This window comes from Pseudomonas atagonensis, assembly GCF_011369485.1.
GTDB classification, from domain to species: Bacteria; Pseudomonadota; Gammaproteobacteria; order Pseudomonadales; family Pseudomonadaceae; genus Aquipseudomonas; species Aquipseudomonas atagonensis.
In genome coordinates this window covers 1-24,963 of the sequence record NZ_VXCA01000015.1, presented here as the reverse complement: position 1 = coordinate 24,963, position 24,963 = coordinate 1, and the positions used below count along the sequence as shown (strand labels likewise).

At 57.8% G+C, this 24,963-nt stretch carries 22 protein-coding genes and 1 pseudogene; 4 read left to right on the top strand and 19 right to left on the bottom strand.

What is annotated here, in order from left to right; translation table 11 throughout:
• Window positions 1-52: 52 nt before the first annotated feature.
• The 3 genes and pseudogenes from F2P67_RS28085 to F2P67_RS11030 form a co-directional block, all read right to left on the bottom strand.
• On the bottom strand, window positions 53-916 hold the full coding sequence (locus F2P67_RS28085; protein WP_425511021.1) for a methyl-accepting chemotaxis protein: 864 nt from the start codon (window positions 914-916) through the stop codon (window positions 53-55).
• Window positions 908-1,678, bottom strand: a pseudogene (locus F2P67_RS28080) (MCP four helix bundle domain-containing protein); the annotation flags it as partial. The gene F2P67_RS28085 and the pseudogene F2P67_RS28080, both read right to left, overlap by 9 nt.
• A gap of 130 nt (window positions 1,679-1,808) precedes the next feature.
• Entirely contained in the window at window positions 1,809-2,864 is a 1,056-nt protein-coding gene (locus F2P67_RS11030) for an amidohydrolase family protein (protein WP_166220238.1), read from the bottom strand.
• Between the two features lie 129 nt (window positions 2,865-2,993).
• On the opposite strand from F2P67_RS11030, the gene F2P67_RS11025 reads away from it, so the two are divergent.
• Window positions 2,994-3,410 carry an OsmC family protein gene (locus F2P67_RS11025; RefSeq protein WP_103306606.1) on the top strand — a complete coding sequence of 139 codons (417 nt, stop codon included), beginning with the start codon at window positions 2,994-2,996 and terminating at the stop codon, window positions 3,408-3,410.
• A gap of 61 nt (window positions 3,411-3,471) precedes the next feature.
• Window positions 3,472-4,338 carry a pirin family protein gene (locus F2P67_RS11020; protein WP_166220236.1) on the top strand — a complete coding sequence of 289 codons (867 nt, stop codon included), beginning with the start codon at window positions 3,472-3,474 and terminating at the stop codon, window positions 4,336-4,338.
• A gap of 217 nt (window positions 4,339-4,555) precedes the next feature.
• Here the strand turns inward: F2P67_RS11020 and F2P67_RS11015 are convergent, their stop codons facing one another.
• From F2P67_RS11015 to F2P67_RS11000, 4 genes are all read right to left on the bottom strand, one after another.
• Window positions 4,556-5,284 (bottom strand): dienelactone hydrolase family protein, encoded by a 729-nt coding sequence (locus F2P67_RS11015; RefSeq protein WP_166220234.1) that lies wholly within the window; start codon window positions 5,282-5,284, stop codon window positions 4,556-4,558.
• A gap of 68 nt (window positions 5,285-5,352) precedes the next feature.
• Complete coding sequence (gene htpG / locus F2P67_RS11010; protein ID WP_166220232.1) at window positions 5,353-7,257, bottom strand: molecular chaperone HtpG; 1,905 nt, start codon at window positions 7,255-7,257, stop codon at window positions 5,353-5,355.
• Window positions 7,258-7,338: 81 nt separating this feature from the next.
• Window positions 7,339-7,791, bottom strand: a complete 453-nt coding sequence (locus F2P67_RS11005; protein WP_166220230.1) for a PaaI family thioesterase — start codon at window positions 7,789-7,791, stop codon at window positions 7,339-7,341.
• Entirely contained in the window at window positions 7,788-8,264 is a 477-nt protein-coding gene (locus tag F2P67_RS11000) for a PaaI family thioesterase (protein WP_166220228.1), read from the bottom strand. Before F2P67_RS11000 ends, F2P67_RS11005 begins: the two co-directional genes overlap by 4 nt.
• Before the next feature lie 158 nt (window positions 8,265-8,422).
• Between F2P67_RS11000 and F2P67_RS10995 the strand changes: the two genes are divergently transcribed.
• Window positions 8,423-8,659 (top strand): hypothetical protein, encoded by a 237-nt coding sequence (locus F2P67_RS10995; RefSeq protein WP_007962865.1) that lies wholly within the window; start codon window positions 8,423-8,425, stop codon window positions 8,657-8,659.
• A gap of 77 nt (window positions 8,660-8,736) precedes the next feature.
• Here F2P67_RS10995 and F2P67_RS10990 read toward each other — a convergent pair whose 3' ends face one another.
• From F2P67_RS10990 to sdhC, 12 genes are all read right to left on the bottom strand, one after another.
• On the bottom strand, window positions 8,737-9,138 hold the full coding sequence (locus F2P67_RS10990; RefSeq protein WP_166220226.1) for an MAPEG family protein: 402 nt from the start codon (window positions 9,136-9,138) through the stop codon (window positions 8,737-8,739).
• Window positions 9,138-9,875: a DUF599 domain-containing protein gene (locus F2P67_RS10985; RefSeq protein WP_166220224.1), complete on the bottom strand. Its 738-nt coding sequence runs from the start codon at window positions 9,873-9,875 to the stop codon at window positions 9,138-9,140. Before F2P67_RS10985 ends, F2P67_RS10990 begins: the two co-directional genes overlap by 1 nt.
• 171 nt (window positions 9,876-10,046) lie before the next feature.
• Window positions 10,047-11,360 carry a branched-chain amino acid transport system II carrier protein gene (gene brnQ, locus F2P67_RS10980; protein ID WP_166220222.1) on the bottom strand — a complete coding sequence of 438 codons (1,314 nt, stop codon included), beginning with the start codon at window positions 11,358-11,360 and terminating at the stop codon, window positions 10,047-10,049.
• 511 nt (window positions 11,361-11,871) lie between these two features.
• Window positions 11,872-12,753 carry a succinate--CoA ligase subunit alpha gene (sucD, locus tag F2P67_RS10975; protein ID WP_007919877.1) on the bottom strand — a complete coding sequence of 294 codons (882 nt, stop codon included), beginning with the start codon at window positions 12,751-12,753 and terminating at the stop codon, window positions 11,872-11,874.
• Complete coding sequence (gene sucC / locus F2P67_RS10970) at window positions 12,753-13,919, bottom strand: ADP-forming succinate--CoA ligase subunit beta (protein ID WP_007919879.1); 1,167 nt, start codon at window positions 13,917-13,919, stop codon at window positions 12,753-12,755. Before sucC ends, sucD begins: the two co-directional genes overlap by 1 nt.
• Before the next feature lie 200 nt (window positions 13,920-14,119).
• Complete coding sequence (lpdA, locus tag F2P67_RS10965) at window positions 14,120-15,556, bottom strand: dihydrolipoyl dehydrogenase (RefSeq protein WP_102356807.1); 1,437 nt, start codon at window positions 15,554-15,556, stop codon at window positions 14,120-14,122.
• A gap of 97 nt (window positions 15,557-15,653) precedes the next feature.
• Window positions 15,654-16,877, bottom strand: coding sequence for a 2-oxoglutarate dehydrogenase complex dihydrolipoyllysine-residue succinyltransferase (gene odhB / locus F2P67_RS10960; RefSeq protein ID WP_166220220.1), 1,224 nt, complete (start codon window positions 16,875-16,877; stop codon window positions 15,654-15,656).
• 42 nt (window positions 16,878-16,919) lie between these two features.
• Window positions 16,920-19,751, bottom strand: coding sequence for a 2-oxoglutarate dehydrogenase E1 component (locus F2P67_RS10955; protein ID WP_166220218.1), 2,832 nt, complete (start codon window positions 19,749-19,751; stop codon window positions 16,920-16,922).
• Between the two features lie 251 nt (window positions 19,752-20,002).
• Complete coding sequence (locus tag F2P67_RS10950) at window positions 20,003-20,707, bottom strand: succinate dehydrogenase iron-sulfur subunit (RefSeq protein ID WP_038364054.1); 705 nt, start codon at window positions 20,705-20,707, stop codon at window positions 20,003-20,005.
• Window positions 20,708-20,718: 11 nt separating this feature from the next.
• The gene (gene sdhA, locus F2P67_RS10945; RefSeq protein WP_166220216.1) at window positions 20,719-22,491 is read right to left on the bottom strand and encodes a succinate dehydrogenase flavoprotein subunit; all 1,773 of its coding nucleotides are present in this window, start codon (window positions 22,489-22,491) and stop codon (window positions 20,719-20,721) included.
• A gap of 3 nt (window positions 22,492-22,494) precedes the next feature.
• Window positions 22,495-22,863, bottom strand: a complete 369-nt coding sequence (gene sdhD / locus F2P67_RS10940; RefSeq protein ID WP_007919900.1) for a succinate dehydrogenase, hydrophobic membrane anchor protein — start codon at window positions 22,861-22,863, stop codon at window positions 22,495-22,497.
• Window positions 22,857-23,231: a succinate dehydrogenase, cytochrome b556 subunit gene (gene sdhC / locus F2P67_RS10935; RefSeq protein WP_015096190.1), complete on the bottom strand. Its 375-nt coding sequence runs from the start codon at window positions 23,229-23,231 to the stop codon at window positions 22,857-22,859. Before sdhC ends, sdhD begins: the two co-directional genes overlap by 7 nt.
• 362 nt (window positions 23,232-23,593) lie before the next feature.
• Here sdhC and gltA point away from each other — a divergent pair, with 362 nt between their 5' ends.
• Window positions 23,594-24,883, top strand: a complete 1,290-nt coding sequence (gltA, locus tag F2P67_RS10930) for a citrate synthase (protein WP_008077946.1) — start codon at window positions 23,594-23,596, stop codon at window positions 24,881-24,883.
• Window positions 24,884-24,963: the final 80 nt, after the last annotated feature.

Genomic DNA, 24,963 nt, shown 5'->3' with positions numbered 1-24,963 from the left:
ATAGCGACACAGCCCGCTCCCACAGGGTTTCGCAGAGTGATCAATAACCGGATCAAACCGAGAACCTGGCCACCATATTGTTCAAATCCACCGCCAGCCGCGACAGCTCCTGACTCGCCGCACTGGTCTGGTTTGCCCCCGCCGATGTCTGCATCGCCAGATCACGGATATTCATCAGGTTGCGATCCACCTCCCGCGCCACGGCCGCCTGCTCTTCCGAAGCACTGGCGATCACCAGGTTGCGCTCGTTGATCAGGGTGAACGCCGAGGCGATCTCCTCCAATGCCACGCCCGCATTTTTTGCCAGTTCCAGCGTCGAGCGAGCCCGGGCGTTACTTTGCTGCATCGAACTGACTGCCGAATCAGTGCCCTGCTGAATGCCGCCAATCATCTGCTCGATTTCCTGGGTCGATTGCTGGGTGCGATGGGCCAAGGCCCGCACCTCATCGGCCACCACGGCAAAACCACGCCCGGCATCCCCGGCCCGGGCCGCCTCAATCGCCGCGTTGAGCGCCAACAGATTGGTCTGCTCGGCAATCGAACGAATCACCTCCAGAACCTTGCTGATGCTGTAGACCTTCTGCGCCAGATCCTCCACCTGACTCGCGTTGGCCGTCACATCATCGGCCAGCGATTCGATGGACAACACCGTTTGATGCACCTGCTCGCGACCATGCTGGGCGATGCGGTCGGATTCACGCGAAGCTTCAGAGGTCGCCACCGCATTGCTGGCCACTTCTTCCACCGCAGCGGTCATCTGGTTGACCGCCGTGGCCGCTTGCTCAATTTCCAGACTCTGCTGATGCAAGCCTCGCGTGGCGTCTTCCGTGACGCAACTCAGTTCTTCCGAAGCTGAAGCCAGCTGACTGGAAGACTCGGAGATCTGGCGGATAGTGTCGCGCAGGTTGTGCTGCATGTTTTTCAGCGCGTGCAGCAGCCGCGCCGGTTCGTCCTTGCCAGAAATACTGATGTCGCCGGTCAGATCGCCGCCCGCCACGACTTCCGCCACGCCCAGTGACTGCGCCAGCGGCAGCACGATACTGCGTGTCAGCATCAACGCCAGACCGATGGTGATCAGCGCGGTAATGCCGATCATCACCCCGACCCACACCCGCGATTTGATAAACACCAGACGCGCCGCCTCGGTGGCGAGGTTGGCGTTGTGCTTGTTGAGTTCCACCAGATCCCGCAGGGTCACCGCCATATCGTCGGCCAAGGGACTCATTTGCGTGTTGAGAATGCTCGCAGCCTCCTCGACTCGATTCTGCGCGGACAGCTGCATGACCTGCGCTTGAAACTCCAGATACTGATGCTCGGCAACTTTGAAGCGATCAAACAGCTTGCGCTCTTCGGGCAGCACGATCAGCACGTCATATCGTTGCTGGGCTTCACTGAGCACGCCGCGCAGGTCGTTGAGTTTGGCGACATTCTGCTCCAGCGCCTGCGGATCGCGATTGAGCAACAGGCGCATGGTCAGTGCGCGCAGGCGCAACATGTCCTGACTCATCTCGCCCACCGCCATCACGCTGGGCAGCCAATTGTTATCGACCTCCTCGGACTGCGCGCGCATGTTCGACATTTGCAGCAGGGCGAACGCCCCCAAGGCAAACACCATGAGCGCCAACACGCCGAAACCGAGACCTGCACGCGGGGCAATATTGAGACTGCGGATACTCATTGCTCTGGTTCCTTCCAAAAGCGCTGCATCAACCCTGCAGCTGGTTGCTTAAGAAGGTATCGGCCCTTCGCAAATTTGCGTAAGACGAAAAGGTGATATCAAAAGGCCTTAATACTTCGAACACTCGGCATTAACGATTCAGCGCGGTTTTCCCGGACTTTGGCACCGTTCGCGGCAAGATCGCCAGGAAGTTATCTTTGGCGACTTTTTCTGCAATGTCTTGTGGCAGTGCATCAAGGAAAGGCTGGAAGCTGCGCATCTCCTGACCCAGTTTGTTGAAACGTCCGACCACGTCGGAGCCCAGCATGAAGCGCTCCGGGTATTTCTCGACCAGTGCCAGCCATTCGGCGCGCGGTTTGCCCTGCTCGTCGAGCAGATACGGCGTCAACATGCTCCACGACAAGTCGATAAACAGGTTGGGATACGCCTCAAGCATGCGCGTCAGCGTTGGCAGAAGGAATTTCAGCTGGGTCTGATGCCGATGGATTTCAGCACTGGTGCCGGCATGCGCCCAAATGAATCGCGTGTGCGGATGATTACGCAGCGGCTCTTCGACTTCCCGCAGATACAACGGATTTTTCTCACGCTTGGAGGTGATGTTGGAGTGCAGCATCACCGGCAGATCATTTTCCGCCGCCAGGTGATAGACCCTGGTCATCGCCTCGTTGTTGGCCCGCGGCGTGTCACCGGCGGTCAGCGCCGTCAGGTCATCATGGCGAGTGAACACCTCCCCAATCCCCTGCCACAACCCCGGATACAGATCGAGCATGCGCTGGATGTGCGCGGCGGAGTTCTTGTCGTTGGGATTGAAACCCGAGAGGAACGGATGAAAGTACGGACGCTGCTCAGGCGTCAGTTTCTGCACCGCTTCGGCGACGATCACGTCGGTGGCGCTGTACCAATAGGCATCGGCGTCATCGCCGGCGTAGTAACGAGGACGCTTCGGCTCGTCCTCGTGCCATTTTTTCGCCACGGGGATGCCGGAGATCATCACGTGCTCGACGGAATTTTCCTTCATGGCCGTCAGCAGTTTCTCCATCCCGGCGGTTTCCTGAAAGAAATCCACATAGTGCAGGTGCGCATCGCTGTAGGTGTATTCCCGCGCACTGGCCGCACCGGCAAATACCAACAGGCAGGCAAGACTCAAACGAAACAAGGACACAAGTAATCTCCGGCAGGTGGGCATAGCCTAGACCCCGATCCGACAACAAGGGTTCATCCCGCAGGAAAGTGGAACGCGCACCGGTGGGAATGCTCTATAACTGCAAGGTCTTTTTTGATCGAACGACTTTTTCCTACTGCTTGCGAGGTTCCCATGACTGTTACCGTCAATACCGTCTCCGCTGAAGGTTTTCGTCACACCGTACAGATTGATGACCACGAACTGTTTGCCGACGTACCGAAATCTGCCGGTGGCGAAGGCTCGGCACCTGAGCCGCACGACTATTTCGACGCCGCGCTCGGTGCGTGCAAGGCCTTGACCTTGAAGATGTACGCGAAGAAGAAAGACATCCCGCTGACCGGCGTGGGCGTCGAAGTGAAACGCGACAACAGCGAAGAGCAGAAAGGCAAATACGCCCTGCACGTCACCCTCACTCTCAAAGGTGTGCTCACCGACGCCCAGCGCGAAGAATTGCTGCGAGTGGCCGACCGTTGTCCGATCCACAAGCTGATGACCACCAGCGAAGTGACCATCGAAACCCACGCCCCACAAGGCTTTGACAGCCAGTAATCACCACAGCGCCAGCGGCGGGTTATGCTTCTGGCATCACCCGCTCAGCCTGGAATGCACCATGGACACGCCACCCCTGATCATCCGCCCGCGCGCCGAAGACGTCGAAGGCCAGCCGATCCTGCGTCCGCTACCGTCAGCCAAATGCCGCAGCGTCGGGCCTTTCGTATTTTTTGATCACATGCTCGAGACGGTTTATCCGACGGGCAAGGGCATGAACATCCGACAGCATCCGCACATCGGTCTGTCGACCCTTACGTATTTGTTTGCAGGGCAGATCCAGCACAAGGACAGCCTCGGCTCCGATCAGGTGGTCAGTGCGGGCGATGTCAGCTGGATGACTGCGGGCAGCGGCATTGCTCACGTTGAGCGCACGCCTGAGCCGCTGTGGAACCAGCCTTTCACGATGCACGGCCTGCAGATCTGGCTGGCCTCGCCCAAGGATCACGAACAAGGCCCGGGGCATTACAGCCATCATCCGGCCGCGACCTTGCCGGTCAGCGACAACCTCGGCGTGCAGATTCGCATGATCGCCGGGTCAGGCTTTTGCCTGGAATCACCGGTACCGGTGCTTTCTCCTACGCTGTATGCGGAAGTGAAGATGCAAACCGCGACCACGCTGCTGATCCCCGGCGAACACGAGGAACGCGCAGTGTATGTGCTGAGCGGAGATGCGCAGTTGAATGGCGAAACGATTGAGCCGCACGCGCTGGTGGTGTTGCCGGCCGGGGAAGAGATGAGTCTGTTTGCCGACAGCGATGTGCATGCCGTGATATTCGGCGGCGCGCCGCTGGACGGGCCTCGGCGGATCAACTGGAATTTTGTTGCGAGCGATCCGGCGGCGATTGATGAGGCACGGCGCAAATGGGCGGCCGGGGACTGGCCGACGGTGCCGGGGGAAGTTGAGCGGATTGAATTACCGCGTTAAACCGCCTGCCCTCACCCCAGCCCTCTCCCGAAGGGAGAGGGAGCTGACCGAGGTGTCTTGCGTGATACATCGACCTGAAACACCGAGTCGATTATGGATTCAACAATGCAAGTTCAGGTCGGCGTAGATCTCAAATATGCCCCAATCAGTCCCCTCTCCCTTCGGGAGAGGGTTAGGGTGAGGGGCTCTTGCTGTTAAAGCATTTGCTCCTCAGGCTTCAGCCCTTGAACACTTCATCCAGCAAATCATGCATCGACTTGAATGCGCGCCTGGCGGTCTTCTCGTCGTACATCATCTTGCCCGGCACATTGGCGTGCGGATCGGTAAACGAATGCACCGCACCGCCGTAGCTCAGCAACTGCCAATCCACGTTCGCGGCGTTCATCTCGTCTTCAAATGCCGGCAACTGCTCTTTCGGCACCAACGGATCGGAAGCGCCGTGCAGCACCAGCACCGAGCCTTTGATGTTTTTCGCATCCACAGGATTCGGCGAATCCAGAGTGCCGTGGAACGACACCGCCGCTTTAACAGCCGCGCCAGTGCGTGCCAGATCCAGCGCACAGCAGCCGCCGAAGCAGAAACCGAACACCGCCAGTTTCGACGTGTCGACCACTGCTTCACCCTGCTTCTGCAACTGCTCGAACGCGGCCTGCATGCGCTTGCGCAGCAGTGCACGGTCGTCCTTCAGTGGCATCATCGCCGCGCCAGCCTGATCGGCGTTCTGCGGGCGCACGGACTGGCCGTACACGTCGGCAATCAACACCACATAGCCCTTGGCCGCCACCGACTTGGCGATCTCTTCAGCGCCGGCGCTGACGCCCATCCAGTTCGGCGCCATCAACAAACCCGGGCGCGCGTCTTTGTGCTCGGCATCGAACGCCAGACGACCTTCATACGGCTGGCCGTCGATCTGATAGATCACGGAACGTACTGTGACTTGGCTCATTTCTGACTCCTGATTGGTTAAACACCAGAATGAAAAAACCCGCCGAAGCGGGTTTTTCTCCAACTTGATTAAACCGACAGTTCAACCAGCAGCTTGTTCAGTCGGCGCACATACGCGGCCGGGTCTTTCAAGCTATCGCCGGCCGCCAGCGCGGCCTGATCGAAGAGGATGTGCGACAGGTCGCCAAAACGCTCTTCGCTCTGCTCGCCGTCGAGTTTCTCGATCAGCGGGTGGCTCGGGTTGAATTCGAAGATCGGCTTCGAGTCAGGCACTTTCTGGCCGCTGGCTTCAAGGATCTGACGCATTTGCAGACCCAGATCCTGCTCGCCAATGGCCAGGATGGCCGGCGAATCGGTCAGACGATGCGATACGCGGACTTCAGCCACAGAGTCGCCCAGCGCAGTTTTCAGACGCTCGACCAGACCTTCTTTGGACTTGGCGACTTCTTCTGCAACCTTCTTGTCCTCTTCCGAGTCCAGGTTGCCCAGATCGAGGTCACCGCGTGCCACGTCAACGAAAGTCTTGCCGTCGAATTCGCTGAGGTAGCTCATCAGCCACTCGTCGATACGGTCGGTCAGCAGCAGCACTTCGATGCCTTTCTTGCGGAAGACTTCAAGGTGCGGGCTGTTCTTGACCTGCGCGTAGGTTTCGCCGGTGAGGTAGTAGATCTTGTCCTGACCTTCCTTGGCGCGTGCCAGATAGTCAGCCAGAGCGACGATCTGCTCGCCGTCGTCGCCATTGGTCGATGCGAAACGCAGCAGACCGGCAATTTTTTCCTTGTTGGCGAAATCTTCTGCCGGGCCTTCTTTCATGACCTGACCGAAGTTTTTCCAGAAGCCTTTGTATTGCTCAGGCTCGTTCTTCGCCAGTTTTTCCAGCATGTCGAGCACACGCTTGGTCAGCGCGGTTTTCATCGAATCGATGATCGGGTCTTTCTGCAGGATCTCGCGCGACACGTTCAGCGACAGGTCGTTGGAATCGACCACGCCCTTGATGAAGCGCAGATACAGCGGCAGGAACGACTCGGCCTGATCCATGACGAACACGCGTTGCACGTACAGCTTCAAGCCTTTCGGCGCTTCACGCTGGTACAGGTCAAACGGTGCGCGGGCCGGCACGTACAACAGCGAGCTGTATTCGAGCTTGCCTTCGACTTTGTTGTGGCTCCAGGCCAGCGGATTTTCAAAGTCGTGAGCGATGTGTTTGTAGAACTCCTGGTATTCCTCGTCCTTCACCTCAGTGCGCGGACGGGTCCACAAGGCGCTGGCGCGGTTGACGGTTTCCCATTCAACGGCAGGCTTCTCTTCGCCCTCGGCAGCCGTGACTTCTTTTGGCAGCTCGATTGGCAAGGCGATGTGGTCGGAGTACTTCTTGATGATGTTGCGCAGACGCCAGCCATCAGCGAACTCGTCTTCACCGGATTTCAGGTGCAGCACGATGCGAGTGCCACGCTCTGGTTTCTCGATGGTGGCGACTTCGAATTCGCCCTCGCCTTTCGACGACCAGTGTACGCCTTCGCTGGCCGCAGTACCGGCGCGACGGCTGTATACGTCAACTTTGTCGGCAACGATGAAGGCGGAGTAGAAACCTACGCCGAACTGACCGATCAGGTGCGAATCCTTCTTCTGATCGCCGGACAGGTTTTTCATGAAATCAGCGGTGCCGGACTTGGCGATGGTCCCCAGGTGGGTAATCACATCGTCGCGGTTCATGCCGATGCCGTTGTCTTCGAGAGTGACGGTCTTGGCGTCCTTGTCGAAGCTCACACGGATTTTCAGATCAGCGCCACCTTCGAGCAACTCAGGCTTGGCCAGGGCTTCGAAGCGCAGCTTGTCGACAGCGTCAGAGGCGTTCGAGATCAATTCGCGAAGGAAGATTTCCTTGTTGGAATACAGCGAATGGATCATGAGGTGCAGCAGTTGCTTCACCTCGGTCTGGAAGCCCAGGGTTTCCTTTTGAGTTTCCACACTCATGGTCATCAAACTCCAATCAGATGGCATTGGCCGCGACCCGAATCGTCGGCGGCGGGTTGTCATCTGAGTTTGGGGCAGTGTTCAGGATTTCAAGGGCTCTTCAATTTTGAAGTGCGCGCGGGCGGTGGCAATCGGTTCGCTTTCGGTGCTTTGCCAGGCCGTGACCGCCACGTTCGCCACGCGCCGCCCCTGCCGGCAGACCTGACACTTGGCCCAAGTGTCGCGAAATTGCCCGGCGCGCAGGTAGTCGAGGGAGAAGTCGATGATTTTCGGCACACCCGGCGCTTCAGTGAAGATCAACAAATGCAGGGCGGCGGCCAGTTCCATGAACCCGGCAATTACCCCGCCATGGATGGCTGGCAGTAAAGGGTTACCAATGTTGTCCTTGTTCGCCGGCAGCTTGAACAGCAACTCATCGCCGACCCGCGAACATTCAATGCCGATGAGACCTGCGTAAGGGATCAATTTCAACAGCGGTGCGTAGTCGCCCTGAGCGTGAGCTTTATTCAACTGCTCCTTGAGATCATTGCTCATTGACCTTCTCCCTTGATCGCGCCGCCAAAGCCTTTGGTGCCTTTGAGACCCTTGCCCATGCGCATGAACGTGCCAACGACGTGGGCAATCGGCTGCTCGGGATCGTCCTGATAGGCAAAACCCCGGGCGAAGATCACATCGGTCGTGACCCGATAGCACTGGGCGAAGCCGTAGACATCTTTATTGGGCTCGGCGGCGTGCATGTAATCGATGCGCAGATCGAGTGTCGGACAGACCTCGAACTCCGGCAGCACGCACAGCGTCGACATGCCACACGCGGTGTCCATCAATGAAGTGATCGCCCCGCCGTGAATAACGCCCGTTTGCGGATTACCGACAATTTTCGGGCTGTACGGCAGGATCACAGTGAGCCCTTCGCTGGAGGCGCTGAGCACCTTCAGACCCAACACCTGACAGTGGCGCAACGCCGAAAGAAATCGCGTCGCACGCTCAAAAACGGGGTTTTCAGCCATTCGATAATTACTCTCGTTAGAGCCTTTTGCCAGTAGTGAGAAACACGGCAAAAGTTCCGTATAAAAACAAACTTATATATCTGAAAGAAATGAGGAACTTAACCCTCAGGGCCAAGCTCTTAAGGCCAGTAGTTATTTTCCATAAGGAGAAACACCCCATGCGTAAGACTTTAGCTATTGCCTTGATGTTGACCGCTTCCCTCGGTCTCGCTGCCTGCGATAAAAAATCCGAGGACAAAGCTCAAGATGCCAACCAACATGCTGAACAAGCTCAGCAAGACATGAATAAAGCTCAGGATAAAGTGAACGACGCCGCGAAAGAAAACGCCGAAGCTGCCAAAGCTCAGGCTGAATCGAACCAGGCTGCACAAGAAGAAGCTGCCAAGAAGCAATAATTCGCTTCTGGTACGCAAAAAAAGAAACCCGCCAAGTGCGGGTTTTCTTTTGCCTGTCATTTTTCGGTAATGCCTTGTTAGAGCAAAACTGTTCTAAAAGTCGGACTAATCATCAGCAACAACGAACACACTAAGCCAACCAGCCAGACCAGACTGCGCAGCTTGGGTAGATCCGCCAGGTAGAACCATAAGTAGATGATTCGCGCGATAACAAAAATGATCGCCAATGCATCGATCAACCATCCCTGGGTCTGCGTGGTATGCGCCATCAGCACACCGACGGCAAACAAGATGAACGCTTCAATACTGTTCTGGTGTGCCGCCAGCGCCCTCGCCCCATAACCGGTGAGTTGCGCCTGCTGTTGGCGTGGCAAGTGGTTGTTGTAACCGCCCTGCTCTTTCATGGCCTTGCCCACCGGCAGGCGCGCGATATAGATCAACAGTGCACTGATAAACACACACCAGAACGGAATACTCATCAAGCGGCCTCTTTGTTCGCCTCGGGGATGGGCGCCTCTGTAGGGGTATAGACCATTACGTCGAGAACGTCGGAATGAAACTCGCGGCGGTACAGTACCAACACCACGCCGGCACTCATCAGCATGAACAGCCACGGGCTGACGAACCACGCCAGCATGGTCATGCCGAAATAATAGGAACGCAGGCCGAAGTTGAACTGGTTGGCCGCCATGGAAATGACCCGGGCCGCCCGAGAGGCAAACGCCTTGCGCTCCTGCTCCGACACATGCCGCTCACCGACCATCGGCGCCGACCCCACCAGAACGGCGGCAAAGTTGTACTGACGCATGCACCAACTGAACGTAAAGAACGCATAGACGAACACCAGCGCCAGGCACAGCAACTTGATTTCGGACATCCCCTGGGAGGCCTGTTGCACCATCGGAATATCCGCCAGCAATGACACCGCCCGCTCGGAAGCACCCAACACGGTGAGAATACCGGCAAGGATGATCAAGGTGCTCGAGGCGAAGAACGAGGCGTTGCGCTCCAGGTTGCCGATCACACTGGCGTCGGCGATGCGGTTGTCGCGCAGCAACATGCGGCGCATCCAGTCTTCGCGATACAGGTGCAATACACTGGCCAGACACGCGGTGTCGCGCGCCTTCCAGCTGGCGTAGCGGGTGTAACCGCCCCAACAGATGACAAACCAGAGTGCGGCGAGCAGGTGAATCAGGTTGGCTTGGATGAACGACATGCGGGTCCCTGTGATGGATGGAAGCTGGCCCAGATAAAATCTGTGCAGTGCTTCGACGTTAGCTCAGGAAAAAAGACACTGCCTGACACCCATAAAAAATGCCCCGTATCGATTGATACGGGGCATTTCTGTTTAAGCGTTGAAGACCCGCTTGTGGCGGGTCAACCAACATCAGGCAATGACTTCGCTGCGCTTGCCCAGCAGACGATCGCAAACCACCGCGACCACCAGCGTCATCACACACGGCACCAGCCAGGCCAGACCCTGCTCGCTCAGCGGCAGGTGCGAAAGCTGCGTCGGCATCCAGTCAGCCAGACCGGCGCCTTTCAGCGCATCGATGGTGCCGAACAGGAACGACACCAGCATCACCGGGCCGAGAATGCGCGCATGTTCATGCCAGAAGTCTTTGCAGAAGCTCAGCGCCACCAGCACGATGCACGGCGGGTAGATCGCCGTCAGCACAGGAATGGAGAACGCAATCAGCTTGGTCAGGCCCAGGTTGGACACCAGCAGCGAGAACGCGGCGAGGATGATGACCAGTGTCTTGTAAGACAGTGGCACCACACGGCTGAAGTACTCGGCACAGGCGCAGGTCAGACCGACCGCCGTTACCAGACAGGCCAACGAGATCAGCACCGCCAGGAACCCGCTGCCCAGCGAACCGAAGGTGTGTTGCACGTAAGCGTGCAGCACCGCCGCGCCATTGGTGGCACCGACAGCGACTTCATGACTGCCGGAACCGAGGCGGAACAGGCTGACATACACCAGCGCCAGACCGACGCCGGCAATCAGCCCGGCAATGATCGCGTAACGGGTGATCAGTGCAGGCGACTCGACGCCGCGGGAGCGGATCGCGTTGACGATGACGATACCGAACACCAGCGCGCCCAGGGTATCCATGGTCAGGTAACCATTGATGAAACCTTGGGAAAACGGTGCAGCCACGTATTCCGGCGTGCCATGACCAATGTCACCGGCCGGCAGGGCAAATGCCGCGATGCCCAGTACCGCCAGGGCAATGATCTTCAGCGGCGCGAGGAAACGCCCGACGGTATCCAGCAAACGGCCTGGATAAAGCGAGATGAAGAACACCAGCAGGAAGTACACCGAGCTGTAGAGGAACAGCGCGAGTGGGCTTTCGCCGGTCAGTGGCGCCAAACCAACTTCAAAGGACACGGTCGCGGTGCGCGGGGTAGCGAACAACGGGCCGACCGCCAGGTAGCACGCGGCCGCCAGAATGCCGCCGGCGATCTTGCCGATCGGGCTGCTCAGTGCGTCCATCGCCCCACCGACCTTGGCCAGTGCGACGACAGTGATCACCGGCAGACCGACCGCGGTGATCAGAAAGCCCAGCGCCGCCATCCAGACGTGAGGTCCGGCCTGCAAACCGACGATAGGCGGGAAGATGATGTTGCCAGCCCCGACGAACAGGGCAAATGTCATAAAACCAAGTGCCAGGATGTCCTGACCTTTCAAAACTTTCATTAAGGAAACCACACTACTGAATCGGAATTTAGGAGGGATTTCCCTGTGGGGTTAGGGAAATGCTGTCGATCCGTATGGGACTGACCCGTTTAGCGCGTTGCCACCTTGTGGGCGGCGGACGCAAAAATGGCTGTTAGCCTAACGAATTTGGCTTGCAAACGCACTGTTAGAGGGCGAACTAACCGATACGCGACGTTTCTGTGTCGCGTTTACGTATCTATTTTTCATATCCCGAACCTGTAGTCAAAACAGGAAACCTGTGGCGAGGGGATTTAGCGAAACGTCGCACCGCCCCGTTGGGTAGCGCAGCTGCCCCAAGGAATATCAACCGGGATTACCTGACTGGTCGCCGGTGCTTGTACTGGGGCTGGTGCGCAGCCCAACGGGGCGGTGCGACGTTTCGCTAAATCCCCTCGCCACAAAAAGCCTTCGCAACATTCCTTATTGCAGAAACGACAAAGGCCACCCGAAGGTGGCCTTTGTTTGGTAAAGCGTCAGCTAAGCGCGAGGCTTACTTGACAGCCCAACCAGTCAGCTCGGCCAGGGCCTTGCCGATGTCTGCCAGCGAACGCACGGTTTTTACGCCTGCGTCTTGCAGCGCAGCGAATTTCTCGTCTGCAGTGCCTTTGCCGCCAGAAATGATTGCGCCAGCATGGCCCATGCGCTTGCCCGGAGGAGCAGTCACACCAGCAATGTAGGAAACAACCGGCTTGGTCACGTGCGCCTTGATGTAGGCAGCCGCTTCTTCTTCAGCCGAACCGCCGATCTCGCCGATCATTACGATCGCTTCGGTCTTCGGGTCTTCCTGGAACAGTTTCAGGATGTCGATGAAGTTCGAACCCGGGATCGGGTCACCGCCGATGCCGACGCAAGTCGACTGACCGAAACCGGCGTCAGTGGTCTGCTTCACAGCTTCGTAGGTCAGGGTGCCGGAACGCGAAACGATACCGACTTTGCCTGGCAAGTGAATGTGACCTGGCATGATGCCGATCTTGCATTCGCCTGGGGTGATCACGCCTGGGCAGTTAGGGCCGATCAGGACTACGCCCAGCTCGTCGCACTTAACTTTAGCGTCCAGCATGTCCAGGGTAGGAATGCCTTCGGTGATGCAGACGATCAGCTTGATGCCGCCGAAAGCAGCTTCCAGGATCGAGTCTTTGCAGAAAGGAGCCGGAACGTAGATCACGCTGGCGGTAGCGCCGGTAGCAGCTACTGCGTCTTTGACGGTGTTGAACACTGGCAGACCCAGGTGCTCGGTGCCGCCTTTACCAGGAGTAACGCCACCCACCATTTTGGTGCCGTATTCGATGGCTTGCTGGGTGTGGAAACTACCTTGCGAACCGGTAATACCCTGGCAGATAACTTTGGTGTCTTTATTGATCAGGACGCTCATTATTTGCCCTCCGCAGCTTTGACAACTTGTTGAGCAGCGTCGGTCAGGCTGGTAGCAGCGATGATGTTCAAACCGCTTTCTGCCAGTACTTTAGCGCCCAGCTCAGCGTTGTTGCCTTCAAGGCGAACAACAACCGGGATTTTCACGCCGACTTCTTTCACAGCGCCGATGATGCCTTCGGCAATCATGTCGCAGCGAACGATGCCGCCGAAGATGTTAACCAGTACTGCAGCGACGTTAGTGTCGGACAGAATGATTTTGAATGCTTCGGTAACGCGTTCTTTGGTAGCACCACCACCTACGTCAAGGAAGTTGGCTGGCTTGCCGCCGTGCAGGTTGACGATGTCCATGGTACCCATGGCCAGGCCAGCACCGTTGACCATGCAGCCGATGTTGCCTTCCAGTGCTACGTAGTTCAGTTCGAACTTGGCAGCGTGCGCTTCGCGCGGATCGTCTTGCGACGGATCGTGGAAAGTCTTCAGCTTAGGCTGACGGTACATGGCATTGGCGTCGATGTTGATCTTGGCATCCAGGCAGTGCAGATCGCCGTCAGCCTTGATCACCAGCGGGTTCACTTCCAGCAGAGCCAGGTCGTGATCCTTGAACAGCTTGGCCAGACCTACGAAGATCTTGGCGAACTGAGCAACCTGCTTGCCTTCCAGACCCAGCTGGAATGCCAGCTCGCGACCCTGGAATGGCTGAGCGCCAACCAGTGGATCGATAGTGGCTTTCAGAATTTTTTCTGGAGTGTCGTGAGCGATTTTCTCGATGTCCACGCCACCTTCGGTGGAAGCCATGAACACGATGCGACGGCTCGAACGGTCAACGACAGCGCCCAGGTACAGCTCTTTAGCGATATCAGTGCACGATTCAACCAGGATCTTGGTGACTGGCTGGCCATTGGCGTCAGTCTGGTAAGTCACCAGACGCTTGCCCAGCCACTGCTGTGCGAAGGCTTTGGCGTCTTCTTTGCTGCGAACCAGCTTGACGCCGCCCGCTTTACCGCGACCACCGGCGTGGACCTGGGCTTTGACAACCCACTCGCTGCCGCCGATTTTGTCGCAAGCTTCTGCTGCTGCTTCCGGGGTGTCTACTGCGTAACCAGTGGAAACTGGCAGGCCGTATTCAGCGAACAGCTGCTTACCCTGATACTCGTGAAGATTCATGCTTTTTACCGTCTTCGTTAGGTACTGCGCATTCGGCGCTGCGCTCTTTATGAGTGCCGCGCCACCTGTGACTGCTGCTTGCGTAACCTTTCCGGATACCCGGTGCAGCTACGCAAGACTGCGTCCAGCGGACATTCCGCGGTGAGACTTGCTCGCAAGGCTCACGACGGGCCGTTACCGCCGTGGTTTCTTATTGTCTATTAACGCTTCTTGCGGTTGGCAATGTGGATGGCGCCGCCATTCACAGCCAGAGCAGCTTCGTGCAAGGCTTCAGACAGGGTCGGATGGGAGAAAACCATCATGCCCAGGTCTTCAGCGCTGGTGCCGAATTCCATACCGATCGCGCCCTGCTGAACCAGTTCTGCAGCGCTCGGGCCAATCACGTGCACGCCCAATACACGGTCAGTCTTGGCATCTGCGATGACCTTGACGAAACCACCGGTATCGTTGGCGGCCATGGCACGGCCGGAAGCGGCGAACGGGAAGGTGCCGACGTTAACTTCAACGCCTTCAGCTTTCAAGGCCTGCTCGGTTTTGCCAACCCACGCGATTTCCGGGTGAGTATAAATAACCGAAGGGATCAGGTCATAGTTCATCTGGGCCTTGTGACCCTTGATGCGCTCGACAACCATAATGCCTTCTTCCGAAGCTTTGTGAGCCAGCATCATGCCGCGAACCACGTCACCGATGGCGAAAACGCCCGGTACGGTGGTGGCGCAGTGATCGTCAACGTGCACGAAACCGCGCTCGTCCAGGGTCACGCCGCTGTCGGCAGCCAGCAGATCAGTGGTCACCGGACGGCGACCAACGGCTACGATCAGCTTGTCGAAAGTGATGGTCTGTTCGCCGTTGGCATCGGTGTAGTTAACAACGACTTCGTCGCCGTTGACTTTCGAACCGGTTACGCGAGCGCCCAGTTTGATGTCCAGACCTTGTTTGGTCAGGGTTTTCAGCGCTTCCTTGGAAACAGCGGTGTCCGCTGCCATCAGGAAGGTGTCCAGTGCTTCGAGGACAACTACTTCAGAACCCAGACGCGACCACACCGAACCCAGTTCCAGACCGATCACGCCAGCGCCGATCACGCCCAGACGCTTGGGAACGGTTTGGAATTCCAGTGCGCCCGTCGAATCGACGATGACTTTCTGGTCAACCGGAGCCGGTGGAATGTCGATTGGACGCGAGCCCGGTGCCAGGATCACGTTTTCAGCTTCGATGACTTCAACCGAGCCGTCAGGCTTGGTGACTTCGACTTTCTTGCCAGCCAGCAGTTTGCCGTGGCCCTGGATCGAAGTAACGCCGTTGGCCTTGAACAGGGTGGCAACGCCGCCGGTCAGGTTCTTGACGATGCCAGCCTTGCGGCCAACCATCGCAGCGACGTCCATTTTGACTTCGCCGGTCGAGATACCGTGAACGTTGAAGCTTTCTTTGGCTTCCTTGTATTTCCAGGAGCTGTCCAGCAGCGCCTTGGAAGGAATGCAGCCGACGTTCAGGCAGGTACCGCCCAAGGCTTGCTTGCCTTCGGCGTCGGTGTACTTCTCGATGCAGGCAGTGGTCAGACCCAGCTGCGCGGCCTTGATGGCAGCTACGTAACCGCCAGGGCCGGCACCGATCACTACTACGTCAAATTTCTGCGACATTCAAAAAATCCTCTTTAGCGAAAAGCTTCAAGCCACAAGCTTCAAGCCAAGCCGCCTTTTCTTGCGGCTTGTCGCTCGAAGCTTGCAGCTGCTTCTATCAGATATCCAGCAACAGACGAGCCGGATCTTCCAGCAGGTTCTTGATGGTCACCAGGAAGGTTACAGCTTCTTTGCCATCGATCAGACGGTGATCGTAGGACAGTGCCAGGTACATCATCGGACGGATAACGACCTGACCATTGATGGCCATAGGACGCTGGATGATGTTATGCATGCCCAGAATCGCTGCCTGCGGCGGGTTGACGATCGGGGTCGACATCATCGAACCGAAGGTACCACCGTTGGTGATGGTGAAGGTACCACCGGTCATCTCGTCCATCGACAGTTTGCCGTCACGGGCTTTCTTGCCGAATGTTGCGATGCCGCCTTCGATTTCAGCCAGGCTCATCAGCTCGGCGTTACGCAGAACCGGAACAACCAGGCCGCGGTCGCTGGAAACGGCAACGCCGATGTCAGCATAACCGTGGTAAACGATGTCGCCGCCGTCGATCGACGCGTTGACAGCCGGGAAGCGTTTCAGCGCTTCGGTAGCTGCTTTGACGAAGAACGACATGAAGCCCAGGCGTACGCCGTTGTGGGACTTCTCGAACAGATCCTTGTACTTCGAACGCAGCGCCATGACTTCGGTCATGTCGACTTCGTTGAAAGTGGTCAGCATCGCCATGTTCGACTGAGCTTCTACCAGACGCTTGGCCACGGTGGCACGAACGCGGGTCATCGGTACGCGCTTCTCGATGCGGTCGCCAGCAGCGAACACAGGCGCGGCGGCCGAAGGGGCAGCAGCCTTGGCAGGCGCGGCAGCCGGAGCGGCTTTCTTGGCAGCAACGGCTGCAACCACGTCTTCCTTGGTCACACGACCGCCCTTGCCGGTGCCGGCAACGGAGGCGATGTTGATGCCGTTTTCTTCAGCCAACTTGCGGGCAGCCGGTGCAGCCACAGGATCTTCTTCGCCTTCGGCAGCAGCCGGTGCAGCAGTAGCAGCGGCCGGAGCAGCAGCGGCAGCCGGAGCAGCGGCAGCAGCGCCGCCTTCAACGATGGAGCCCAGCACTTCGTCGGACAGGACGGTTTCGCCCTCGCCCTTGACGATTGCGCCCAGCACGCCGTCGGCGGTAGCCAGAACTTCCAGTACGACTTTGTCAGTTTCGATGTCGACGATCAGTTCGTCACGCTTGACGGCGTCGCCCGGTTGTTTGTGCCAGGTGGCAACGGTGCCATCGGCAACCGATTCCGGGAAAGTGGGGGCTTTGATCTCGATAGCCATTATCTGTGGTTCCTTAAATTCGGTTTCAGGTGCGCGAAGGCGTTAAACGGTAAACGCGTCTTGCAGCAGTTTTTCCTGCTGCTCGGCGTGCATCGATGCGTAACCACATGCAGGTGCAGCAGAAGCCTCACGGCCCGCGTACTCAAGTACGAGAGATTTGTCGAGGTTGCTGATGCTGCGACGCAAGTGGTGCTGGCTGCAGTACCAGGCGCCCTGGTTCATCGGCTCTTCCTGACACCAAACGGCGTGTTTGACGTTGGTGTATGGAGCCAGGACTTCTTTCAAGTCGTCCTCAGGGAACGGGTACAACTGCTCGATACGCACGATGGCGATATCTTCGCGGCCTTCGGCACGGCGTTTTTCCAGCAGGTCGTAGTAGACCTTGCCGCTGCACAGAACCACGCGCTCGACCTTTTTCGGGTCCAGTGCATCGATTTCCGGGATAACGGTCTGGAACGAACCTTCGGCCAGATCTTCCAGCGTCGAGATGGCCAGCTTGTGGCGCAGCAGCGACTTCGGAGTCAGAACAACCAATGGCTTGCGCAGCGGGCGAATCACCTGACGACGCAGCAAGTGGTAGATCTGTGCCGGCGTGGTCGGCATGCACACCTGAATGTTGTGCTCGGCGCACAGCTGCAGGTAACGCTCAAGACGTGCCGAGCTGTGCTCAGGGCCCTGACCTTCGTAGCCGTGTGGCAGCAACATGGTCAGACCGCAGAGACGGCCCCACTTGTGCTCGCCGCTGGTGATGAACTGGTCGATAACAACCTGTGCACCGTTGGCGAAGTCGCCGAACTGGGCTTCCCAGATCACCAGCGCGTTTGGCGTGGTGGTCGAGTAACCGTATTCGAACGCCAGTACCGCTTCTTCCGACAGGAACGAGTCGTACAGGTCGAAGCGTGGCTGACCGTCGTACAGGTTCTGCAGCGGAATGTAGGTGCCCGCGTCTTTCTGGTTGTGCAGCACAGCGTGACGGTGCGAGAACGTACCGCGGCCGATGTCCTGACCGGTCATGCGGATCGGGTGACCTTCGAACGCCAGGGTCGCGTACGCCATGGTTTCGGCGTAACCCCAGTTGATCGGCAGGCCGCCGGCTTGCATCTTCTGACGGTCTTCGTAGATCTTCGCGACCTGACGCTGAACCACGAAGCCTTCCGGAATTTCCAGCAGCTTGGCGGACAGTTCCTGCAAGGTCTTCAGATCGAAGCGAGTGTCATGACGCGCAGTCCAGGCATGGCCCAGATACGGACGCCAGTCCACGAACAGCTCTTTGTTCGGCTCTTTGACCAGCGATTTCACGACGTGCAGACCGTTGTCCAGCGCGTTGCGGTATTCGTCGACTTTCGCCTGAACACGCTCGGCATCGAGCACACCGCCCTGGGTCAGACGATCAGCGTACAGCTCACGGGTGGTGCGCTGTTTGGTGATCTGCTGATACATCAGAGGCTGGGTGCCGCTTGGTTCGTCGGCTTCGTTGTGGCCGCGACGACGGTAGCAGACCAGGTCGATCACCACGTCACGCTTGAACTGCATGCGGTAGTCGATGGCCAGCTGGGTCACGAACAATACGGCTTCCGGATCATCACCATTCACATGGAGGATCGGCGCCTGGATCATTTTCGCAACGTCGGTCGCGTACTCGGTGGAGCGCGAGTCCAGCGGGTTGCTGATGGTGAAACCAACCTGGTTGTTGATCACGATGTGCACGGTACCGCCGGTCTTGAAACCGCGGGTCTGCGACATCTGGAAGGTTTCCATCACCACGCCTTGACCGGCGAATGCCGCGTCACCGTGGATGGAGATCGGCAGAACCTTCTCGCCGGTAGGGTCGTTACGACGATCCTGACGGGCGCGAACCGAACCTTCAACCACCGGGGAAACGATTTCCAGGTGGGACGGGTTGAACGCCATGGCCAGGTGAACTTCACCGCCGGCGGTCATCACGTTGGACGAGAAGCCCTGGTGGTATTTAACGTCACCGGAACCCAGCTCGACCTTCTTCTTGCCTTCGAACTCGTCGAACAGCTCGCGCGGGTTCTTGCCGAAGGTGTTGACCAGCACGTTCAGACGGCCACGGTGGGCCATGCCGATGACGACTTCCTTGGTGCCGTAGGAACCGGAACGCTGGATCAGTTCGTCGAGCATCGGAATCAGGCTTTCGCCGCCTTCCAGACCGAAACGCTTGGTGCCCGGGTATTTGGTGCCCAGGTATTTTTCCAGGCCTTCACCGGCAGTCACGCGCTCAAGCAGGTGGCTCTTGATGTCGGCGGAGTACGTCGGACGACCACGCACGCTTTCCAGACGCTGCTGGAACCACTGGCGCTGCTCGGAATCGGTGATATGCGTAAATTCAGCGCCGATGGTGCGGCAATATGTCTGCTGCAACGCTTCGTGAATTTCGCGTAGGCTCGCTTCCTCTTTGCCGATGAACAGGTCGCCGGCACGGAAGGTCGTATCAAGATCGGCATTGGTCAAGCCGTAATGATTGATCGACAGGTCTGCAGGTGCAGGACGCTGCCACAGCCCCAGCGGGTCAAGCTGGGCTGCCTGGTGGCCACGCATACGGTAGGCCTGGATCAATCGCAGCACTTCAACTTGCTTCTTCTCGTGCTCACTGCTCACGCTGCCGGCGGAAACCGGTTGGGCGCGGCGCTGGTTCTTTGCCAGCAGCACAAAATGATCGCGAATTGTGGAGTGCGAAACATCAGTGGCAGAGTTGCCGTCGGCAGGCAACTTCTGAAAGTAGGTGCGCCACTCTTCTGGCACAGCGTTAGGGTCGTGCAGGTAGAGCTCATAAAGCTCTTCCACATAGGCAGCGTTTCCACCTGAAAGGTAGGCGCTGTTCCACATGCGCTGCATCACGCTTTCTTGCATGCTTGGTCACCCTCGGTTAGGGGAACACCATCGGCGTCGACACCGAGCAAACTTGCAGAAGTCCGAATGCAGCGACCAAAACAAGCCACCTAGGATCACGCTGATAGTCCGGGTACCAGCCCGGATGCCCCTGCTTGTCTCATTTCTTCAAAATAAGAGCCGCAGCTTATGGCTGCTGCTCTGGTTATAGCCATGACGCGGGTTGAAGCCCGCGCCACAGCCTCTACGGTACAGCGGTTACAGCAGCTGAATCACACGCCGCTCGAAAGCAGCATGTTACGGATGTGACCGATGGCCTTAGTCGGGTTCAGGCCTTTCGGACATACGTTGACGCAGTTCATGATGCCCCGGCAGCGGAATACGCTGAACGGGTCATCGAGCGAAGCCAAACGCTCGTTGGTCTTGGTGTCACGGCTGTCTGCCAGGAAGCGGTAGGCTTGCAGCAGTGCAGCTGGACCCAGGAACTTGTCCGGGTTCCACCAGAAGGACGGGCAAGAAGTCGAGCAGCAGGCGCACAGGATGCACTCGTACAGACCGTCAAGCTTTTCACGCTCTTCTGGCGACTGCAGACGCTCGATGGCCGGAGCCGGCGTGTCGTTCTGCAGGTAAGGCTTCACCTTCTCGTATTGCTTGTAGAAGATGCTCATATCGACGACCAGGTCACGGATAACCGGCAAACCTGGCAGAGGACGAACGATCAACTTGTTACCTTTTACGACGGCAGACAGCGGCGTGATGCACGCCAGACCGTTTTTGCCGTTGATGTTCATGCCGTCGGAGCCGCAGACGCCTTCACGGCAAGAGCGACGATAGGAAAAACCCTCGTCCTGCTCTTTGATCAGCGCCAGCACATCCAGCACCATCAGGTCTTTACCACCGGTATCGACCTGGAATTCCTGCATGAACGGCGCAGCGTCCTGATCAGGGTTGTAGCGATAAACACTGACTTGCAACATGGCGGTCACCCTTAATAAGTCCGGACTTTAGGTTCGAAAGTCGGAACAGTCTTCGGCGAGAAGTTCACGGCACGCTTGGTGACGCGCTTGTCACCCGGGAAGTACAGGGTGTGGCACAGCCAGTTTTCGTCGTCACGATCTTCGAAGTCTTCACGGGCGTGAGCACCGCGGGACTCTTTACGCACTTCGGCAGCGATGGCGGTAGCTTCAGCCACTTCCAGCAGGTTTTGCAGTTCCAGCGCTTCGATACGGGCAGTGTTGAACGCCTGCGACTTATCGTTGATCTTCACGTTGGCGATGCGGGTACGCAGGTCAGCGAGCTGAGCGATACCTTTCTGCATGTATTCGCCGGTACGGAATACACCGAAGTAGTTCTGCATGCAGCTTTGCAGCTCGCGACGCAGGGTTGCCACGTCTTCGCCATCGGTACGGCTGTTCAGCGCGTTCAGTCGCGACAGGGCTGCATCAATATCAGCTTCGGTGGCGTCGTCGTACTCGATACCGTCAGTCAGGGCTTTTTCCAGGTGCAGGCCGGCAGCGCGGCCGAATACCACCAGGTCGAGCAGCGAGTTGCCGCCCAGACGGTTGGCACCGTGAACCGATACGCAAGCCACTTCACCTACCGCGAACAGACCAGGAATGATCTGGTCCACGCCTTCGGCGTTCTGGGTGATCGCCTGACCATGAATGTTGGTGGCAACGCCGCCCATCATATAGTGGCAAGTCGGAACAACCGGAACCGGCGCAACAACCGGGTCAACGTGGGCGAAAGTCTTCGACAGTTCGCAGATGCCTGGCAGACGGCTGTGCAGCACTTCCTCGCCCAGGTGGTCGAGTTTGAGCATTACGTGGTCGCCATTCGGACCGCAACCGTTGCCGGCGATGATTTCTTTAACCATCGAACGGGCAACCACGTCACGACCGGCAAGGTCTTTGGCGTTCGGAGCATAACGCTCCATGAAACGCTCGCCGTGCTTGTTGATCAGGTAACCACCCTCACCACGGCAACCTTCTGTAACCAGTACACCGGCGCCGGCGATGCCGGTCGGGTGGAACTGCCACATTTCAATGTCTTGTACCGGTACGCCGGCACGCAGAGCCATGCCGACGCCGTCACCGGTGTTGATCAGGGCGTTGGTGGTGGACGCGTAGATACGACCTGCACCGCCGGTAGCCAGTACGGTGGCCTTGGCGCGGATGTAGGTGGTTTCGCCGGTTTCAATGCAGATCGCGATCACGCCGACGAATTCGCCTTCGCCATTTTTGACCAGATCAACAGCGTAGTACTCGTTCAGGAACGTGGTACCGGCTTTCAGGTTGCCCTGATAAAGGGTGTGCAGCAGCGCGTGACCGGTACGGTCGGAAGCGGCGCAAGTACGTGCAGCCTGACCGCCCTTGCCGTAGTCCTTGGACTGACCGCCGAACGGACGCTGGTAGATACGACCCTGCTCGGTACGCGAGAACGGCAGACCCATGTGGTCCAGCTCGAACACGGCAGCCGGGCCTTCCTGACACATGTATTCGATAGCGTCCTGGTCACCGATGTAGTCGGAACCCTTGACGGTATCGTACATGTGCCAGCGCCAGTCATCGTTCGGGTCGGCGGAGGCGATGGCGCAAGTGATACCGCCCTGGGCGGATACAGTGTGCGAACGCGTCGGGAAGACCTTGGTGATCACGGCAGTCTTGTGACCGCCCTGTGCCAGTTGCAGCGCAGCGCGCATGCCGGCACCGCCACCACCAATAATGATGGCGTCGAAAGAAATCGTTGGAATGTTAGCCATGAATCAGATACCCCAGAGAATCTGCACACCCCAGACGAAGTAAGCGAACATCGCGATGCCGCAAACTGCCTGGAAAAGGAAACGTACTGCAGTCGCGGACTTGCCCAGCGCCATCGGCGTCAGGTAGTCGGTCGCGATGGTCCACATGCCGACCCAGGCGTGAGCGCCGAGGGCAACGAGGGCCAGCAGACTGAAAATACGCATCCCGTTGTGAGCGAACAGGCCGTGCCACTGGTCGTAGCCAATGCCCGGATTCGCTGCAAGGTATCCGATCAGGAAGATGAAATAAGCCGCGAGAACAACCGCAGACACACGTTGCGCCATCCAGTCATAGAGGCCCGAACGCGAAAGGTTCGTAACGCTGGTTACCATATCCAAACTCCTGCCAGAACGATCAACACCACGGAAACGGCGATGATAATTTTCGAGCCCAGGCGGCCGCCTTCCAGCGTCTCACCGATGCCCATGTCCATGATCAAGTGGCGCACACCGGCTACCAGGTGATACAGCAGAGCGGACAGGAGGCCCCATGCTACGAACTTGGCCAGCGGACTGGTCAAGCATGCCTTCACTTCGGCAAAACCTTCCTCGGAACCCAGGGATTTGCCCAATGCATAAAGCATGAAGCCGAGGCCCAGGAAGAGGATGATGCCGGAAACACGGTGAAGAAACGACGTAACGCCGGTGATGGGGAGTTTGATGGTCCTTAGGTCTAGGTTTACAGGTCGTTGGCTTTTCACGGCTTTTTTTTCACACTGAAGAGCCCCTAACAATCAGGGCAAAGTTGTTGGGGAGTGCACTGGTCAGGTAACCACCACCCAGGGATGCGACCCCCAATAAAGCAGGCCCAAAAGCCCTTGGCGGTCGGTGGCCGAGTATAGACAGTTAGGCTACTAATGACAACGCAATCACCTACCCCAAATAGCTGATTGCACAACTCGTATAAAAGGCGTAAATGGCAGTCAATTTCGAGGAAAAAGTGCGCTTAAAGCCTTCTGGAGCAAGACTTTAGGCAAATTGACATTCGAATTTATCTCACTATAGTGGTGCGGGCCCTGCGTGGGGGGTCTGTCTGATGGTTCAAGCATAAATAGGAGGCCACATGGCTGACAAAAAAGCGCAGTTGATCATCGAGGGCGCAGCCCCCGTCGAGCTGCCCATTTTAACCGGCACCGTTGGTCCCGATGTAATCGATGTTCGGGGCCTGACGGCCACGGGCCGCTTCACTTTCGACCCTGGTTTCATGTCGACCGCTTCGTGCGAATCGAAGATCACCTATATCGACGGCGACAACGGCATTCTGTTGCACCGCGGTTACCCGATCGAACAGCTGGCTGAAAAGTCGGACTACCTGGAGACCTGCTACCTGCTGCTCAACGGCGAACTGCCGACAGCAGAACAGAAGGCCCAGTTCGTCAGCACCGTGAAAAACCACACCATGGTTCACGAGCAGCTGAAAACCTTCTTCAACGGTTTCCGTCGCGACGCCCACCCGATGGCCGTCATGTGCGGCGTAGTCGGCGCCCTCTCGGCCTTCTACCACGACTCCCTGGACATCAATAACCCGCAGCATCGCGAAATCTCCGCGATCCGCCTGGTTGCCAAGATGCCAACCCTGGCAGCGATGGTTTACAAGTACTCCATGGGCCAACCCATGATGTACCCGCGCAACGACCTGACGTACGCGGAAAACTTCCTGCACATGATGTTCAACACCCCGTGCGAGATCAAACCGATCAGCCCGGTGCTCGCCAAGGCCATGGACCGGATTTTCATCCTCCACGCCGACCACGAGCAGAACGCATCGACTTCCACCGTGCGCCTGGCAGGTTCTTCGGGTGCCAACCCGTTCGCCTGTATCGCTGCCGGTATCGCCGCACTGTGGGGCCCTGCCCACGGCGGTGCGAACGAAGCCGTTCTGACCATGCTGGATGAGATTGGCGACGTTTCGAACATCGACAAGTTCATCGCCAAGGCCAAGGACAAGAACGATCCGTTCAAACTGATGGGCTTCGGTCACCGCGTTTACAAAAACCGCGATCCGCGTGCCACCGTGATGAAACAGACCTGCGACGAAGTGTTGAAGGAACTGGGCATCAAGGACGACAAGCAACTCGAGCTGGCCATGCGCCTGGAAGAGATCGCCCTGACCGATCCGTACTTCATCGAACGCTCGCTGTATCCGAACGTCGACTTCTACTCGGGGATCATCCTCAAGGCGATCGGCATTCCGACCAGCATGTTCACCGTGATTTTCGCCCTGGCACGCACTGTTGGCTGGATTTCGCACTGGAAAGAAATGCTCTCCAGCCCGTACAAGATTGGCCGTCCGCGCCAGTTGTACACGGGTTACGAGTCGCGTGATCTGACCAAGCTGGAAGACCGCAAATAAGACTTGTCTTGCGATAACGTCTTGAGTTGTACCGGGAACGGCCTCTATTTATATAGGGGCCGTTTTTGTTTGTCTGGGGT